Genomic DNA, 16,679 nt, shown 5'->3' on the forward strand with positions numbered 1-16,679 from the left:
GTGTCTCGACGAGTGTTCCCATGCAAGCGTTGCTGCAGTACTTCAAGGCCATGCTCAACCCCGGGCCCGGGGTGTTGCTGTTTGCCCTGCGAACCATCGCGGCCGGTTTGTTGACACTGTATCTGGCGTTTTTGTTCGATCTGGATCAACCCAAGTGGTCGATCATGGCCGTGGTCATCATCAGCCAGCCACTGGGCGGCATGGTGCTGGCACGCAGTTTTGGCCAAGTCATCGGTACCACCATGGGGGCGGTCGTGGCTGTGGCAATCATGGCGATATTTGCGCAGGCACCGTTGCCGTTCATCACCACCCTGGCCCTGTGGCTGGCGCTGTGCACCGCCGGTGGCACGCTGTTGCGCTACACCAGCTCCGGAGCATTCGTGCTCAGTGGCTACACCGCCGTGGTCATCGCATTGCTGGCGATTCCCGATCAGGACGGCACCTTTTTGCTGGCGGTGACCCGCCTCACTGAAACCTTGCTGGCAGTCGCCTGCGTGTGCGTGGTCAGCCTGCTTACCGCCAGGCCCGAAGCCGTGGCCCGGGACTACTTCGCCAGGATCGATCAAATCACCCGGTTGCTGGCCACCCATGCCAGCGCGGTCATCCGCACCGAAGAGAGCGAAGCGGATTTCCAGCACCGACAAATGCAGCTGTTGGGGCAGATCAGCGGCCTGGAAGGCGTGCGCCGGCACATGTATTACGATGCACCGCGCTTGCGCAGTGCCAACGGACTGGTGCAACTGTTGGGCAATCAATTGGTGTTGTTGACCGCGCGGTTGACCGCCTTGCGCCACCAGCGGTTGTTGTTGACCGAGCGCTGGGAGGGCGAGTTGCCTGAAGAAATTCAACGGCTGCGCACCGAAGAACTGGCCTTTCTCGATGAACTGGCGCGGGAGGGGCGTTCGCTGTCCAGTGAAAAGCGCCATCATTTCACGTCGCTGCAACAACGCTTCGATGAGCTGGCCTACAGGGCCGAACAGTTGACCGAACCGCTGCCGGCCACCTTGCGCTCGCTGGCCTGGTCGTTGCGCTGGGAACAAGCTCGCCTGCTGCAGCAACTTGAGCAGATTCTCGAGTTGAGTGATGCCATCCAGAGCGGTCGACCCGCGAGCAGCGTGTTTCGTGGGCGGGAAAACCCGCTGCACCTGGACTTCACCCTGGCGACCATGAATGCCGTCCGGGCTTTTTCCGCGCTGTTGATCGCCGGCCTGATCTGGATCGAAACCGGCTGGGACGGTGCGCGAGGCGCGATGGTGCTGGTGGGCATCCTGTGTTCGCTGATGTCGACGTTTCCCCGGCCGCTGCTGGCCGTTCAAAGCTATGCGCGCGGATTCGGGCTGGCGCTGGTGGCCTCGGCACTGCTTCAGTTCATGTTCGTGCCGATGATCAGCAATTTCGAGATGCTGGCCTTGTTGCTGGCGCCCTTGCTCTATGCCGTTGCGGTGGGCCTGGCCAGTCCCGCCACTACAGGTACCGGCATTGGCCTGGGGCTCACGACTTTTCTGTTGCTCGGCCCGTTGAACGTGGGGATTGGCCAGAACACCGCGATCCAGTGGTTCGAGTTTGCCGGGGCTTATACCTGCGCGACCGTGCTGGCGTTGAGTGTGTATGCGTTGATCTTTCCGTTCATGCCGGATTTGCGCATGCGCCGGCTCCACAAAGAGAGCTGCGAACAGGTGTACGCCTTGCTGAAAACCTCGGCGACCGATGAGCAGCAGTTTGCGTTCGAGAGCCGTATGGTCGATCGCCTGACCATGATGCTGGGGCTGCTGCCGGCGACCCGGGAGCCACAATCGCGTGAACGGTTCCAGGTCAGCCTGGCCTGCATGGCACTGGGCACTGCGTTGAATCAGCTCAGGCAGCAGGGGCAGAACAATGCGCTACTGAGTCCGGCTCTGCAAAGTCGCCTGTTCTCGACAGTGCGTGAAACGGGGAGGCTGGTCGCCGGTCGGCCCGGCGTCGAAGTGGCGCAGGTGCTCGATAGCCTCCACACCCTGGGCGACGAACTGGATGCCCTGCATACCGATGTTCATGAGCACTTGTGGTCGGTGTTCCGTATGCGCGTGGCGCTGTTGATCGTGGTGTCGTTCGTCGAGCGTTATCGTGGCTACTTTCAACCCGCAGGCCTTGAAGGAGACCCTGTCCTTGCCCATTGATCTGGAAGTGGGTGGTGCCTACCTGCCCCCGATTGCTCAGGCGCTGCTGCTGGGCGTGCCGATTTTTCTGCTGCTGGACTGGACGTTGCGGCGTCTGGGTGTGCTGCAGTTTGTCTGGCACGAAGCGCTGTTCGAAGGCGCGCTATACATCTGCGTCTGCGCCACGTTGATTCTGGCGATGGGAGCCTGATGCCTTGAACAACATCCTTTCCCGACTCACGACGCTGGCGGTGGTACTGCTGGCCGTTATCCTGGGCTGGTTCGCCTGGGAGCATTACACCCGCGCCCCCTGGACCCGGGATGCCCGGGTGCGTGCCGATGTGGTGACCTTATCCGCCGACGTTTCGGGGCGAATCGTCAGCCTGACCGTGCAGGACAACCAGCATGTGAACAAAGGCCAGGCGTTGCTGGAGATCGATCCGGCGCGTTACATCCTGGCGGTGGAGCATGCCAAACGTGCCGTTGAGGTGGCGAAAGCCTCGCTCGGGCAGGCCCAGGCGACCATTACCGCCAGCGAAGCGTTGCTCAAACAACGTCAGAGCGAAGAGCATCGGCGGCGCACGCTCAAGGATCGCTCGGCAATTTCCGGCGAAGAGTGGGAAAAAGCCAGCACCGATGTGTCGGTGGCCCAGGCTGACTTGCTGCGTAATCAGGCCAACCTGGTGTTGGCCCAGGCTAACGTGCAACTGGCCATCGCGGCCTTGACCCAGTCCGAGCTCGATTTGCAGCGTACCCACGTCGTCTCCCCGGTGACCGGCTATGTCACCAATCTGCTGACCCGTGAGGGCGACTACGCCTCGGCCGGCGGTCCATTGCTGGCGTTGGTGGACAGCGATTCGTTCTATGTCAGCGGTTACTTTGAAGAAACCAAGTTGCCGCGGATCGGGGAGGGCGACCGGGTCAGGATCGAGTTGATGAGTGGCGAGACGTTCGGCGGCAAAGTGCAGAGCATTGCCTTTGCCATTGCCGACCGGGAAAACCTGCCGGGCGGTCGCCTGCTGGCGAATATCAACCCCAGTTACACCTGGATCAAACTGGCGCAGCGGGTGCCGGTGCGGATCGAGATCGATGCCGACTATGCCGGTAAAGACAAACTGAGGGCGGGGACGACTGCTACGGTGACCGTCGAAGAACACCGCTAACCCCGTAGGAGCTGCCGCAGGCTGCGATCTTTTGACCTTTTTGTGTACTCGACCAGCGAAGATCAAGATCAAAAGATCGCAGCCTGCGGCAGCTCCTACAGGGATTTGTGTTGTGTGCAGAAAAGCCCCGCGACCGAATGAGACGCAGGGCTGATGCCGACTATGCCGGTAAAAACAATCTGAGGGCGGGACAACGGTCACCGTGACCGTCGAAGAACACCGCTAACCTCGTAGGAGCTGCCGCAGGCTGCGATCTTTTGACCTTTTTGTGTACTCGACCAGCGAAGATCAAGATCAAAAGATCGCAGCCTGCGGCAGCTCCTACAGGGATTTGTGTTGTGTGCAAAAAAAGCCCCGCGACCGAATGAGACGCAGGGCTGATGCCGACTATGCCGGTAAAAACAACCTGAGGGCGGGGACGACTGCCACCGTGACCGTCGAAGAACACCGCTAACCCCGTAGGAGCTGCCGAAGGCTGCGATCTTTTGACCTTTTTGTGTACTCGACCAGCGAAGATCAAGATCAAAAGATCGCAGCCTGCGGCAGCTCCTACAGGGATTTGTGTTGTGGGCAAAAAAAGCCCCGCGACCGAATGAGACGCAGGGCTAAGGAACTGGTTGGTTGCGGCCAACCAAAGGAGCGCTTTAAAACATTGGGTCAATTGCTGGCGACCGTCTCCGGCTGCCAGCCGCCGCCAAGGGCCTTGTAGATCGCGACGATGCCGCGATACAGGTCGACTTCAGCCTGGGCCTGGGTGTCTTCGGCGGCCAGGCGTTCCCGTTGGGCGTCGAGCAGCACAAGGAAATCGGCCGTGCCTTCGCGGTAACGGATCTCGGCGAGATCGGCTGCGGAACGGCTGGACTCGCTCTGGCGAATCAGCGAAATCAGACGCTGTTGGCGTTTGCCGTAGTCGCTGAAGGCGTTTTCCGATTCTTCCAGGGCCAGCAACACTTGCTGCTCGTAGGTCGCCAGGGCGCCTTCGGCATCGGCGTCGGCGCCGCGCAAACGGGCTTTCACACTGCCCAGGTCAAACGCCGCCCAGGTGATGCTCGGGCCGAGCGCCCAGGCGTTGGCCGCCGAGGAGCCGATCTGCGAACCGCGCCCGGCCGTAAAGCCAAGAAAGCCGCTGAGGCTGACCCGCGGGAACAGATCGGCCTTGGCCACGCCGATACGCGCCGTGGCCGAGGCCAGTTGGCGTTCGGCACTGCGAATGTCCGGACGGCGTTGCAACAGTTCACCCGGATCACCGATCGGCAATGCCTTGGCGATCGCCGGCAGGTCTTTCGGGCTCAGGTCCACGGTCAGCTTGTCCGGCCGCTCACCCAGCAGGGTGGCGATGCGGTTTTTCTGCCGAATCTGTTCGGCCTGCAATTGCGGTACGCTGGCTTCGACCGACGCCAGTCGCGCATCGGCCCGTTCCACATCAAGCTGATCGCCGACGCCGGCATCACGCAGGCTGATGGTGATCTTGCGCGACTCCTGTTGGTTCTCCAGGTTGGCCAGGGCAATCTTCTCCCGCAGTTGCGCGCCGCGCAGCTGGCCGTAGGAATCCACCAGTTCGGCAATCATGGTGACTTGCAGTTGGTACAGGTCGGCCTCGAACGCCTGTTGCTCGGCGTTAGCCGACTCCAGGTTGCGCTGGATGCGGCCGAACAGGTCGATCTCCCACGCCATGTCCAGCCCCAGGTCATAGCGTTCGCTGTTGACCCGGTCGGTGGTCTGGCCGGGAATCTGGCCTTTGCCCAAATCACTGCTGACGCGGCTGGTGATGGTCGGCATGGCGTCGTTGCTGACGTCATCGCGGATCGCCCGTGCGGCTTTCCAGCGGGCGAAGGCGACACGTAAATCGCGGTTACCTTGCAGGGATTGCGTCACTAACTGGTTGAGGGTCGGGTCTTCGAACTGTTGCCACCAGATGCCTTCGAAACGCGAACGGTCAAAGTTTTTCTGGCCGGCGGCGCCATCGGTGGCGGCCGTGATGTGGGCCGCCTCGGTGGTTGGCGTCTTGTAGTCCGGGCCGACGGCACAGGCACTCAGGGCCAGTACCAGCAGGCTCGGCAGGAAGGCTTTCAAACTCATCAGTGCGACTCCAGCTTCAGGGCGGCCTTGGCGGCTTTGCGCGTTTGGCCGCGCTCGACAAAGTTACGAATCAGTACGTAGAACACTGGCGTCAGCAGCAGACCGAAGAAGGTCACCCCGAGCATCCCGGAGAACACCGCCACACCCATGGCGTGACGCATTTCGGCACCGGCACCGCTGGAGAACACCAGCGGCACAACACCCATGATGAACGCGAAGGAGGTCATCAGGATCGGCCGCAGACGCAGACGGCAAGCTTCCAGGACCGCCGCCAGCGGGTTGAGGCCTTCCAGTTGCTTGTCCTTGGCGAACTCGACGATCAGGATCGCGTTCTTACAGGCAAGCCCCACCAATACGATCAAACCGATCTGGGTAAAGATGTTGTTGTCGCCACCGGAAGCAATCACCCCGGTAATGGCCGACAGCAGGGTCATCGGTACGATCAGGATCACCGCCAGTGGCAGGCTCCAGCTTTCGTATTGAGCTGCCAGTACCAGGAACGCCAGCAGCACGCAGAGCGGGAACACGAACAGCGCGGTGTTGCCGGACAGAATCTGCTGGTAGGTCAGGTCGGTCCATTCGTAGGTCATGCCGTTGGGCAGTTCTTCCTTGAGCAGTTTCTCGATGGCTTTTTCGGCCTGGCCGGAACTGTAGCCGGGGGCTGCCGCACCGTTGATTTCAGCGGTGATGAAGCCGTTGTAGTGCATCACGCGGTCCGGGCCTGAGGTGTCGCTGACCTTGATGAAGGTCGCCAGCGGGATCATCTCACCCTTGTTGTTACGCACTTTCAGCTGACCGATCTGGTCGGATTCGAGGCGGAACTGTTGCTCGGCCTGAACGTTGACCTGATAGGTGCGCCCGAAGCGGTTGAAGTCGTTGGCATACAGCGAACCCAGGTAAATCTGCAGGGTGTCGAAGATGTCGCTGACGGCCACGCCGTGGGTCTTGGCTTTTTCCCGGTCGATGGCGGCATCGACCTGGGGCACGTTCACCGTGTAGCTGGTGAACAGGCCCGCCAGCTCCGGCACGTTGTGGCTCTTGGCGATGATGTTCATGGTTTCCTTGTACAGCTCTTCGTAGCCCAGGTTGCCCCGGTCTTCGATTTGCAGGCGGAAACCACCGATGGTGCCCAGGCCTTGTACCGGCGGCGGCGGGAAGATCGCCATGTAGGCTTCCTGGATGTTCGCGTACTGGCCGTTCAAGGCACCGGCGATTGCCCCTGCGGACATGCTCGGGTCTTTACGCTCGTCGAACGGTTTGAGGGTCACGAACACGATGCCGGCGTTCGGGCTGTTGGTGAAACCGTTGATCGACAGGCCCGGGAAGGCCACCGCGCTTTCCACGCCTGGCTGTTTCAGGGCGAGGTCGGACATGCGCTTGATCACGTCTTCGGTACGGTCCAGGCTCGAGGCATCCGGCAGTTGCGCGAAGGCCACCAGGTATTGCTTGTCCTGGCCGGGGACAAAACCGGTCGGGGTGCTGGAGAAACCGAAGAAGGTCAGGACCATCAGGCCTGCGTACAGCAGCAGGGCGATGCCACTTGAGCGGATCACACGGGCAACCGTGCCGACATAACCATGGCTGGCTTTTTCGAAGAAGCGGTTGAACGGACGGAACAACCAGCCACCGAAAACCTTGTCCAGTACCTTGGAGAACCGGTCTTTCGGTGCGTCATGGCCCTTGAGCAATACCGCGGCCAGCGCTGGCGACAGGGTCAGCGAGTTGAAGGCCGAGATCACCGTGGAAATCGCAATGGTCAGGGCGAACTGCTTGTAGAACTGGCCCGTCAGACCGGAGATGAACGCCGCCGGGACAAACACCGCACACAGCACCAGCGCCGTGGCAATGATCGGGCCGGTCACTTCACGCATGGCGCGTTTGGTGGCTTCGACCGGGGTCAGTCCGAGCTCGATGTTCCGTTCGACGTTCTCCACCACCACGATGGCATCGTCCACCACGATACCGATCGCCAACACCAGGCCGAACAGCGACAAAGCATTGAGCGAGAAGCCGAACAGGTGCATGACGGCAAAGGTACCGATCAGCGAAACCGGCACAGCCACCAACGGAATGATCGAGGCGCGCCAGGTCTGCAGGAACAGGATCACCACCAGCACCACGAGGATCAGCGCTTCGAAGAGGGTGTGAACCACCGCCTCGATGGAGCCGCGCACGAAGATCGTCGGGTCATAGACGATGCTGAAGTCCATGCCTTCGGGGAAGCTTTTCTTCAGCTCCGCCATCTTGGCCCGCACTTCGTTGGAGATTTCGATGGCGTTGGAGCCAGGGCGCTGGAAGATCGGGATCGCCACTGCCGGCTGGTTGTTCAGCAGCGAACGCAGGGCGTACTGGCTGGAGCCCAGTTCGACGCGGGCAATGTCCTTGAGGCGAGTGATTTCACCGTTGTCGCCAGAACGAATGACGATGTTCTCGAACTCTTCCTCATTGACCAGACGGCCTTGAGTATTGACCGACAACTGGAAGCTTTGGGCATTCGGGGCAGGGGGCGCCCCCAAGGCACCGGCCGCCACCTGGCGGTTCTGTTCACGTATCGCGGTGACCACATCGGTAGCGGTCAGGTTGCGCGAAGCGGTCTTGTTCGGATCGAGCCAGACACGCAGCGAGTAATCGCCCATGCCGAACAGTTGCACGTCACCGACGCCCCCCAGCCGCGCCAGTTCATCCTTGATGTTCAGGATCGCGTAGTTGGACAGATAGAGCATGTCGTAGCGTTTGTCCGGCGAGGTCAAGTGCACCACCATCGTCAGGTCGGGCGACGCCTTGTCCACGGTGATACCGATGCGCGTCACTTCCTCGGGAAGTTTCGGCTCGGTCCGGGTCACGCGGTTCTGCACCTGTACCTGCGCGTTGTCCAGGTCGGTACCCAGGGCAAAGGTGATGGTCAGGGTGATCTTGCCATCAGCAGTCGACTGCGAGGACATGTACAGCATGTTCTCGACGCCGGTGATGGCTTGCTCCAGCGGAGCGGCCACGGTTTCACCGATGACTTTCGGGTTGGCGCCCGGGAAGTTGGCGCGAACCACCACGGTTGGCGGCACCACTTCCGGGTATTCGCTGATCGGCAGCTGGAACAGCGAGATCGCACCGGCGATCAGGATCAGCAGCGACAGCACCGCTGCGAAGATCGGCCGCGAAATGAAGAATTGGGAAAAATTCATCGTAAAAATCCCTTAACCGCGTGGGGTCGTGGCAGCCAGTTTCACAGCCGTGCCCGGCGCAACCCTGGCAGGCGCGACTTGGGGCAGGTTGCTGGCTTCCAGCGCTTGACGTTGTTGTGCGAGTGCCGCGAGGGTTTGTTCGCTGGCCATCGGAATCACTTCAGGGGTGACCGGTGAACCAGGACGTACTCGTTGCAGGCCCTTGACGATGATGGTGTCGTCCTTGTTCAGGCCGTTGCGCACGATGCGCAGACCTTCGATCTTCGGACCCAGCTCCACCGCGCGGTAGGCGGTCTTGTTGTCGGCATCCATCACCAGCACGAACTTCTTGCCCAGGTCGGTGCCGACCGCTTCATCGTTGATCAGCATGGCGCTGTAGGTGCCGCTGCCCACCAGTTTCAGGCGTGCATACAGGCCCGGGGTGTAGCTGCCATCGCTGTTGTCGAACACGGCGCGACCACGGATGGTGCCGGTTTTCGGGTTGACCTGGTTGTCGACGAAGTTCATCACGCCCTGGTGCGGGTTGCCGTCCTCGTTGGACAGGCCCATGTAAACCGGGGTGGTGGCGCCGCGCTTGCCCTGGCGAGCGAGCTCGGTGTACTTGAGGAACACACGCTCGTCCGCGTCGAAGTAGGCGTACACCTTGTCGGTGGAAACCACGCTGGTCAGCGGAGTGGTGTCGGCCGTCACCAGGTTGCCGGCGGTGATTTCCGCACGACTGACGCGGCCACTGATCGGTGCGGTGACGCGGGTGAAGCTCAGGTTCAGCTTGGCCAGGTCCAGTTGCGCTTGCAGGGCGCCGACGGCGGCACGTGCTTCCTGGGCGGCGCTGGTACGCGAATCGGCCAGTTCGGCGGAAATGGCGTTGCTGGTGCGCAGGCGTTCACCGCGCTGGGCTTCGTTTTCGCTGCGGGTAGCATTGGCGCGCGATTGTGCAACCAGGGCTTCGAGGCGGCGGACCTCAGCCTGGAACGGACGCGGGTCAATCTGGAACAGCAGGTCGCCTTTCTTGACCAAGGCACCTTCAGTGAAGGCCACTTCATCGATCTGGCCTGAGACCCGTGGACGAATCTCGACGGTTTCCGGCGCTTCGAGGCGGCCGGTGAATTCGTCCCACTCGTTGACCGGTTGTTCCAGCACCTTGGCCACGCTGACCTTGGCCGCTGGCATGCTGGCGGCGGTCTCCGGGGCCTTGCCGCAAGCGCTGATCACCACTACGGCCAACAAAGCCAACGGGAAGCGCAAATGTTTGAATGACTGTTCCATGGATGCATCCGCCAATGTGTTGAGATTGGCGAATGATGCGCGGCGGGTTTGTATCTCACGAATCGAATGGGGCGAAGGTAACTATCATTCGGAATGATATGAGACCCCAAGTTAGCTCTCTAGCCTGCACCTTACGCAGAGGTCTATCAATCAGATTGATGACAATTCTGTGTTGCCGCAAAAGCATCAATCAGTCTTGAAACAGAGGTGTGGCCTTCGCGAGCAGGCTCTCTCCCACAGCTACGATGCAAACCTTGTGGGAGCGAGCTTGCTCCGGGCGGCGTTCCGACGAAGAGGCCGGCAGCCTTCTACCAACTGCCTGCACTGTGCCAATTTCGTCACCGCCAATGCCCAAACCCATCAAGCCATAACGTCTCGGATAGACCACTCTGACCGGTCTGTCCAAGGAGATGACCATGATCCGACTGACCCTGATCGAAGCCCGTGAGTTGGCCGAATCGATCTTGTTGCACAACGGTTTTAATCTGGCCCATGCACAAGCGGTGGCGGCGACGGTGATTGTTGGCGAACGTGATGGCTGTGCCTCCCACGGTTTGTACCGGATTCTGGGGTGTGTGAATTCCCTGCGGGCCGGCAAGGTGTCAGCCGATGCCGAGCCACAGGTGATCGACCAGGCGCCGTCGATCGTGCGGGTGGATGCTGGCGGTGGGTTTTCGCAGTTGGCGTTTCAGGCGGGGTTGCCATTGCTGGCGCAGAAAGCCCAGGCCAACGGCATTGCGGCGTTGGCAATCAACCACTGTGTACATTTCTCGGCGCTGTGGGTGGAGATCGAGCAACTGACCGCTGCCGGTCTGGTGGCACTGGCGTGTAATCCGAGCCACGCCTGGGTGGCGCCGGCTGGAGGACGACTGCCGGTGTTCGGCACCAATCCCATTGCCTTCGGTTGGCCGCGTGCGGGGCAAGATCCGTTTGTGTTCGACTTCGCCACCAGCGCGATTGCCCGTGGTGATATCGAACTGCACCGGCGTGCCGGCAAGGCGATTCCCGAAGGTTGGGGCGTCGACGCCCAAGGCCAGCCGAGCACCAACGCCAACGTGGTGCTCGACAGCGGCGCGATGCTGACGTTCGGCGGGCACAAGGGTTCGGCGCTGGCGGCGATGGTGGAGTTGATTGCCGGGCCGCTGATTGGTGACCTGACCAGTGCCGAGTCGTTGGCTTACGACGCAGGCAGCAAGTCGTCGCCGTACCATGGCGAGTTAATCATCGCCCTGGACCCTCGGCGCTTTCTGGGGGACGCCACTGAAGAACATCTGGCCCGGGCCGAAACGTTGTTCCAGGGCATTGAAGGGCAGGGCGCACGCTTACCGTCGCAACGACGTTACGCGGCGCGGGTACGCAGCCTGGTGGAAGGCGTGCAAATTCCCGAGGCGCTGTACAACGACCTCAAGGCTTTGCTCGCCTGATTGAGTCAAAGTGCTCAAGCCCGCTCCCACATCTGATGGGTGGTGATCACATATTTTGCGTAGGAGCTGCCGCAGGCTGCGATCTTTTGATGTTGATTCTTAAGATCAACAGATCGCAGCCTGCGGCAACTCCTACAGGTATTTGTGTGGTTTTCTAGATTGGGTCGTGCCTGCTGCGGCCGTCCAGCAACCGTGCAATCCCCAGTGGATTGGCGTTTTTCAAGGCGTCGGGTAGCAAGGCGTCCGGGCAGTTCTGGTAGCACACCGGCCGCAGGAATCGCTCGATGGCCAGGCTGCCAACCGACGTGCCACGAGCGTCGGAGGTTGCAGGGTAAGGCCCGCCATGGACCATGGCATCGCAGACTTCGACCCCGGTGGGGTAACCGTTGAACAGTACCCGGCCGACTTTTTGTTCCAGCAGTATCAGCAGGTCCGCATGGGTCTGAAGATCCGATGTTTCGCCAATCAATGTCGCAGTAAGTTGCCCGTGCAAGCTGTTCAACGCCTGCCGCAGCTCAACCTTGTCCGCTACTTCAACGACAATGGTGGTCGGTCCGAACACTTCTTCCTGAAGCAGTGGATCGCCATTGAGCAGCAGGCTGATGTCGGCCTTGAACAGTTGCGGCCGCGCCTGATTACCCTGTTGGTCGTGGCCCGCCAGGTGTGTCACGCCCGGATGTTCGAGCAAGGCCCGCAGCCCTTTTTCATAGCTGCCGAGGGTGCCAGCATTGAGCATGGTTTGCGCCGGTTGTTCGGCCATCAGGTTGCTTAGTCGCGCAGTGAACGCCGTCCATTCAGGGGCGCGAATACCAATGACCAACCCAGGATTGGTGCAGAACTGCCCGCAACCCTGGACCACCGATGCCACCAGTTCACCGGCGATTTTCTCGCCGCGCGCACGCAAGGCTTCGGGCAATACCAACACTGGATTGATGCTGCTCATCTCGGCAAACACCGGGATGGGTTGTTTCCGTGCGGCGGCCATGTCGCAAAGGGCACGGCCACCTTTGAGCGAGCCGGTGAAACCGACGGCCTGAATCGCCGGGTGCTTGACCAGCACTTCACCGACACCCGCGCCGTAGATCATGTTGAACACACCCTTGGGCATGTCGGTCTGCTCGGCGGCGCGCAGGATCGCATTGGCCACGCATTCGGCGGTTGCCATGTGCCCGCTGTGGGCCTTGAACACCACCGGGCAACCGGCGGCCAGGGCCGCTGCGGTATCGCCGCCAGCCGTCGAAAAGGCCAACGGAAAATTGCTGGCGCCGAACACTGCCACCGGGCCGACGCCGATCCGGTACTGGCGCAGGTCACCCCGTGGCAGCGGCTGACGCTCCGGCAGGGCACGGTCGATGCGCGCGCCGTAGAAGTCGCCCCGACGCAGGACCTGAGCGAACAGACGCATCTGGCCGCTGGTGCGGCCGCGCTCGCCCTGAATCCTGGCGCTGGGCAGGGCGGTCTCACGGGTCACCAGGGCAACGAACTCGTCATCCAGGGCATCCAGTTGCGCAGCGATGGCTTCAAGGAATTGGGCCCGGCGCGTCGCCGGCAAATTACGAAAGGCTGGATAGGCGGCCGCAGCGGCCTGGGCGGCCGCATCGACTTCTTGCGCAGTGGCTTGCACGAAAGAGTAGGGCAGTGCTTCGCCGGTGCTGGCGTCATGGGTGTTCAGGATGATGGCGCCGACGGCGCTGCGCGCTCCGCCGATGTAGTTGTGGCCAAGGATTTCGAGCATTGAAAATCTCCGGTCTGGAAAGATAAAGGGCAAAAGATCGTCCGAACGCGGCCCGAACCTTCGGCAGCTCCTGCACCGACCGTATTCACCCGGCATTAACGGATGGACACCATTCCTGTAGGAGCTGGCGAAGGCTGCGATCTTTTGAGGCACTCAAGCCAACGAATCACCCCGGCGCGGGGTGGCTGGCACGGCTGCGTCCACGGCAGCAACCCGCGCCGCCGACTCGGCATCCACCTGGCGCAATGACTTGCCACGGGTCTCGCGGGTCAGGCCGACAGCCACCACGGAAATCAGCGCGGCGCCCACCAGATACCAGGCGATCGGAGTCGAGCTGTGGTACTTGTTGAGCAAGGTGATGGCGATCAGCGGTGCAAGGGAGCCGGCGAAGATCGGCGCCACCTGATAGCACAGGGACAGAGCGGTGTAGCGTACGTGGGTCGGGAACAGTTCAGCCATCAGCGCCGAGTAAGGCGCATAAGTCATCGACTCGATGGCCAGGCCCAGGGTGATGGCGGCCATGATCAGCCAGTTGTTGCCGGTGTCCATCATCGGGAAACCGATGAAACCCCAGAACGCTGTGAGCACCGCGCCGGTCAGGTACACCGGCTTGCGCCCGACGATGTCCGACAGATAGCCCATCAGCGGGATCAGGAAAAAGTGCACCAGGTGCGCGCCGAACATCAGCAGCAGAATTTGCGAGGTGTCCTTGTGCACCACCAGTTTCAGATAGGTAATCGAGAACGTCACCACGGTGTAGTAGAGGATGTTCTCGGCAAAGCGTGCGCCGATTCCCACCAGCACCGAACGCCAGTGATGACGCAGCACTTGCACCACACCGAGCTGTTGCTGTTTGGTCTGGGCCTGACGGGCCTGGGTTTCTTTGAAGATCGGCGCATCATCGACGCTGGTGCGAATCCAGTAACCGATCAACACGACTACCGCCGAGAACCAGAACGCCACGCGCCAGCCCCAGGCAAGGAACTGTTGTTCTGACAGGTTCGACGACAACAGCAGCAGGGCGACCGTGGCCACCAGGTTGCCGGCCGGCACCCCGGCTTGCGGCCAACTGGCCCAGAAGCCCCGACGATTGTCCGGGCAGTGTTCGGACACCAGCAGAATCGCGCCGCCCCATTCGCCACCGAAAGCGAAGCCCTGGATCAACCGCAACAGCACCAGCAGCACCGGCGCTGCGTAACCGATCTGGTCGAAGCCAGGCAGGCAACCCATCAGGAAGGTGGTGATGCCGACCACTACCAGGCTCAGTTGCAGCAGGCGTTTGCGGCCGAATTTGTCACCGTAGTGACCGAATACCAGACCGCCCAACGGCCGGGCGAGAAAGCCGACCGCGTACAAGGCGAAGGCGGCGATGATGCCGTCGATGGGGCTGTCGGTCTGGCGGAAGAATAACTGACCGAAGACCAGCGCCGAGGCGGTGCCGTAGAGAAAGAATTCATACCATTCGGCGACGGTGCCAGCCATGGCGGCGGCCACTATGCGTTTGAGTCCCGAGGGTGTGGTTGCGCTTTGCGTGTGTTGAGGATTGGACATGCTGAGGTACCTTGTTAAGGCGCAAAAAACGGGCAGCCGGGTCGGGCCAGTAAAAGCCCGCCCGGCAATCACTCAGAGACCGACGTCCGGCAGTTCCGGGCGGTTGGCCAACGCCTTGGCCATGATCTGCTCGACGAATACGCGGTCGGCTTCCGGCAGGGCCAGGCGTGGCGGACGGGTCAAAGCGCTACCGCGACCGGCGATGGCTTCACACAGCTTGATGCACTGCACCAGGTCGGCACGGGCATCGAGGTGCAGGATCGGCATCAGCCATTCGTAGATCGGCATGGCTTCGGCGAAACGACCGGCCTTGGCCAGGCGGAAGATGGTTTCGCCTTCTTTCGGGAACACGTTGGACATGCCCGAGACCCAACCTTCGGCACCCACGGCGATGCTTTCCAGCACCACGTCGTCGAGGCCGGCGAACAGTACGAAACGGTCACCGACTTCGTTGCGCACGTCGATGAAGCGGCGGGTGTCGCCGGAAGAATCCTTGAAGCACACCACGTTGTCGCAGTCGGCCAGGGAAATCAGGATGTCCGGGGTGACGTCATTCTTATAGATAGGCGGGTTGTTGTAGACCATCAGCGGCACGTCGGCGTTTTTCGCCACGTAGCGGTAATGCTCGGCGGTCTCGAACGGCTTGGAACCGTAGACCAGCGCCGGCATCAGCATCACGCCATCGACGCCGACCCGGCGTACGGCATTGGCGACCTTGGCCGCTTGTATGCTGGTGAACTCGGCCACGCCGCAAATCACCGGTACGCGACCACGGGCGGCATCGACAGCGACCTCAGTCACGGCGATTTTCTCTTCGGCGGTCAGCGAGGTGTTTTCACCCACCGAGCCGCAGACCACCAGGCCCGACACGCCGTCGCGGATCACGTTGGAAATCACCTGATGGGTTTTTTCCAGGTTGATGGAATAGTCATCGTTGAATTGAGTGGTCACCGCTGGGAATACGCCACTCCAGTTAATGCGCTTGCTCATTGTTGCCTCCGGTTCGTTAATTGTATTTCGTATACGATATTTAAAATGACAATGCTCGGCTAGTGCTTTTTTTTGGTTTTCAGGGTTTTTTACTGGCCGTTGGTCTGGGGTTTCAGGAATTGGGTGATCAGGCGCCGGGCCAAGTGTCGGACAGGCGATAGCCTTGTGGCCACGGATCGCTTGGGTCGAGCAGCAATTGATGGGTGCCGGTGATCCACGCCCGGCCGGAAATGCACGGGTAAATCGCGGCGCGGCCGGCGACTTCGGTCAGCGAATCAATGCGGCAGTGGAACTCGGAGCCGATAATCGAACGGCCGACAAAGCGCTCGCCAACCTGCATCAAGCCTTTGGCCTGCAACACCGCCATGCGCGCCGAGCAACCAGTGCCGGTGGGGGAGCGGTCGATCTTGCCCGGTTGAATCACCACCGCATTGGCGCCGGTGGCGATGCCGTTCTCATGGACGATGGGCGCGGCGATCTGGCAGAAGGAAATGTGCGACCACTCGGGATTCAGCGGATGCACGAAGCCCAGTTGTTCGTTGGCCGCTCGAGTGATTTTCAGCCCGACCGCCACCAGATCGGCCGCTTCATCCGGGCGGATGGAGAAACCCAGGCCTTTGGCATCGGCAATCACAAAACTGTCGCCACCATAAGCGGTGTCAACCTTCAGCGAGCCGATGCCTTCGACTTCAATCCACGCATCCAGTCGATCAGCGAAGGACGGCACGTTTTTCACTTCCACCCGTTGCACCTTGCCATCCCGGCAGTCGGCCACGGCTTCGATCAGGCCGCCGGGCGCTTCCAGCACCAGGCGGGTTTGCGGCTCGGTCATGGGCAGGATGCCGCTGTCGAGCAATACGGTGGCGACGCACAACGAGTTGGAGCCGGACATCGGCGGGGTGTCCGCCGGTTCCATGATGATCCAGGCCATCTGCGCCCGTGGGTCCTTGGCCGGGACCAGCAGGTTGACGTGGCGGAACACGCCGCCACGGGGTTCGTTGAGGACGAAGTTGCGCAGGGTTTCGTCCCGGGCGATCCAGCGCGACTGTTCCCACACGGTGGCGCCGGGCGGCGGGGCGACACCGCCGACGATCACGTCGCCGACTTCGCCTTCGGCGTGGCAGCTGACTACATGAATGACTTTTGATGAACGCATG

General features: G+C 61.4%; 11 protein-coding genes. 4 read left to right on the forward strand and 7 right to left on the reverse strand.

The features are described 5' to 3' along the window. Nucleotides 1-20 precede the first annotated feature (20 nt). The 3 genes from KW849_RS04175 to KW849_RS04185 are packed head-to-tail and all read left to right on the forward strand — an operon-like array spanning nucleotide 21 to nucleotide 3,298. The gene (locus KW849_RS04175; protein WP_218427948.1) at nucleotides 21-2,156 is read left to right on the forward strand and encodes an FUSC family protein; all 2,136 of its coding nucleotides are present in this window, start codon (nucleotides 21-23) and stop codon (nucleotides 2,154-2,156) included. Next, a complete protein-coding gene (locus KW849_RS04180; RefSeq protein WP_218427950.1) occupies nucleotides 2,146-2,346 on the forward strand; it encodes a DUF1656 domain-containing protein in 201 nt (66 codons plus the stop codon). The genes KW849_RS04175 and KW849_RS04180 overlap by 11 nt, the downstream gene beginning before the upstream one ends. A 4-nt stretch (nucleotides 2,347-2,350) precedes the next feature. Then, the gene (locus KW849_RS04185; RefSeq protein WP_218427952.1) at nucleotides 2,351-3,298 is read left to right on the forward strand and encodes an HlyD family secretion protein; all 948 of its coding nucleotides are present in this window, start codon (nucleotides 2,351-2,353) and stop codon (nucleotides 3,296-3,298) included. A gap of 657 nt (nucleotides 3,299-3,955) precedes the next feature. Here the strand turns inward: KW849_RS04185 and KW849_RS04190 are convergent. Genes KW849_RS04190 through mexE form a run of 3 tightly spaced genes read right to left on the reverse strand, consistent with a single transcriptional unit; the run spans nucleotide 3,956 to nucleotide 9,822 of the window. Next, nucleotides 3,956-5,377 carry an efflux transporter outer membrane subunit gene (locus KW849_RS04190; protein ID WP_108217536.1) on the reverse strand — a complete coding sequence of 474 codons (1,422 nt, stop codon included), beginning with the start codon at nucleotides 5,375-5,377 and terminating at the stop codon, nucleotides 3,956-3,958. Continuing rightward, nucleotides 5,377-8,556, reverse strand: coding sequence for an efflux RND transporter permease subunit (locus KW849_RS04195; protein ID WP_218427954.1), 3,180 nt, complete (start codon nucleotides 8,554-8,556; stop codon nucleotides 5,377-5,379). The genes KW849_RS04190 and KW849_RS04195 overlap by 1 nt, the downstream gene beginning before the upstream one ends. A gap of 12 nt (nucleotides 8,557-8,568) precedes the next feature. After that, nucleotides 8,569-9,822, reverse strand: coding sequence for a multidrug efflux RND transporter periplasmic adaptor subunit MexE (mexE, locus tag KW849_RS04200; protein WP_218427956.1), 1,254 nt, complete (start codon nucleotides 9,820-9,822; stop codon nucleotides 8,569-8,571). A gap of 416 nt (nucleotides 9,823-10,238) precedes the next feature. Here mexE and KW849_RS04205 point away from each other — a divergent pair, with 416 nt between their 5' ends. Next, nucleotides 10,239-11,246, forward strand: a complete 1,008-nt coding sequence (locus KW849_RS04205; protein WP_218427958.1) for an Ldh family oxidoreductase — start codon at nucleotides 10,239-10,241, stop codon at nucleotides 11,244-11,246. Between the two features lie 154 nt (nucleotides 11,247-11,400). Here the strand turns inward: KW849_RS04205 and KW849_RS04210 are convergent, their stop codons facing one another. From KW849_RS04210 to KW849_RS04225, 4 genes are all read right to left on the reverse strand, one after another. Further along, on the reverse strand, nucleotides 11,401-12,981 hold the full coding sequence (locus KW849_RS04210; RefSeq protein ID WP_218427960.1) for an aldehyde dehydrogenase (NADP(+)): 1,581 nt from the start codon (nucleotides 12,979-12,981) through the stop codon (nucleotides 11,401-11,403). A gap of 153 nt (nucleotides 12,982-13,134) precedes the next feature. Beyond that, a complete protein-coding gene (gene abaF / locus KW849_RS04215) occupies nucleotides 13,135-14,532 on the reverse strand; it encodes a fosfomycin efflux MFS transporter AbaF (RefSeq protein ID WP_218427962.1) in 1,398 nt (465 codons plus the stop codon). A 72-nt stretch (nucleotides 14,533-14,604) separates the two neighbouring features. Continuing rightward, on the reverse strand, nucleotides 14,605-15,522 hold the full coding sequence (locus KW849_RS04220) for a dihydrodipicolinate synthase family protein (protein ID WP_008018644.1): 918 nt from the start codon (nucleotides 15,520-15,522) through the stop codon (nucleotides 14,605-14,607). Between the two features lie 127 nt (nucleotides 15,523-15,649). Further along, nucleotides 15,650-16,678 (reverse strand): proline racemase family protein, encoded by a 1,029-nt coding sequence (locus KW849_RS04225; protein WP_008018645.1) that lies wholly within the window; start codon nucleotides 16,676-16,678, stop codon nucleotides 15,650-15,652. Nucleotide 16,679 lies beyond the last annotated feature (1 nt).

This window comes from Pseudomonas sp. PDM26, from assembly GCF_019219185.1.
GTDB lineage: Bacteria > Pseudomonadota > Gammaproteobacteria > Pseudomonadales > Pseudomonadaceae > Aquipseudomonas.

Bases quoted from the DNA above. Each gene is read 5' to 3' on its own strand.
- KW849_RS04220 (WP_008018644.1), bottom strand. From the start codon at position 15,522: ATGAGCAAGCGCATTAACTGGAGTGGCGTATTCCCAGCGGTGACCACT.
- abaF (WP_218427962.1), bottom strand. From the start codon at position 14,532: ATGTCCAATCCTCAACACACGCAAAGCGCAACCACACCCTCGGGACTC.
- KW849_RS04175 (WP_218427948.1), top strand. From the start codon at position 21: ATGCAAGCGTTGCTGCAGTACTTCAAGGCCATGCTCAACCCCGGGCCC.
- mexE (WP_218427956.1), bottom strand. From the start codon at position 9,822: ATGGAACAGTCATTCAAACATTTGCGCTTCCCGTTGGCTTTGTTGGCC.
- KW849_RS04205 (WP_218427958.1), top strand. From the start codon at position 10,239: ATGATCCGACTGACCCTGATCGAAGCCCGTGAGTTGGCCGAATCGATC.
- KW849_RS04225 (WP_008018645.1), bottom strand. From the start codon at position 16,678: ATGCGTTCATCAAAAGTCATTCATGTAGTCAGCTGCCACGCCGAAGGC.
- KW849_RS04195 (WP_218427954.1), bottom strand. From the start codon at position 8,556: ATGAATTTTTCCCAATTCTTCATTTCGCGGCCGATCTTCGCAGCGGTG.
- KW849_RS04210 (WP_218427960.1), bottom strand. From the start codon at position 12,981: ATGCTCGAAATCCTTGGCCACAACTACATCGGCGGAGCGCGCAGCGCC.
- KW849_RS04190 (WP_108217536.1), bottom strand. From the start codon at position 5,377: ATGAGTTTGAAAGCCTTCCTGCCGAGCCTGCTGGTACTGGCCCTGAGT.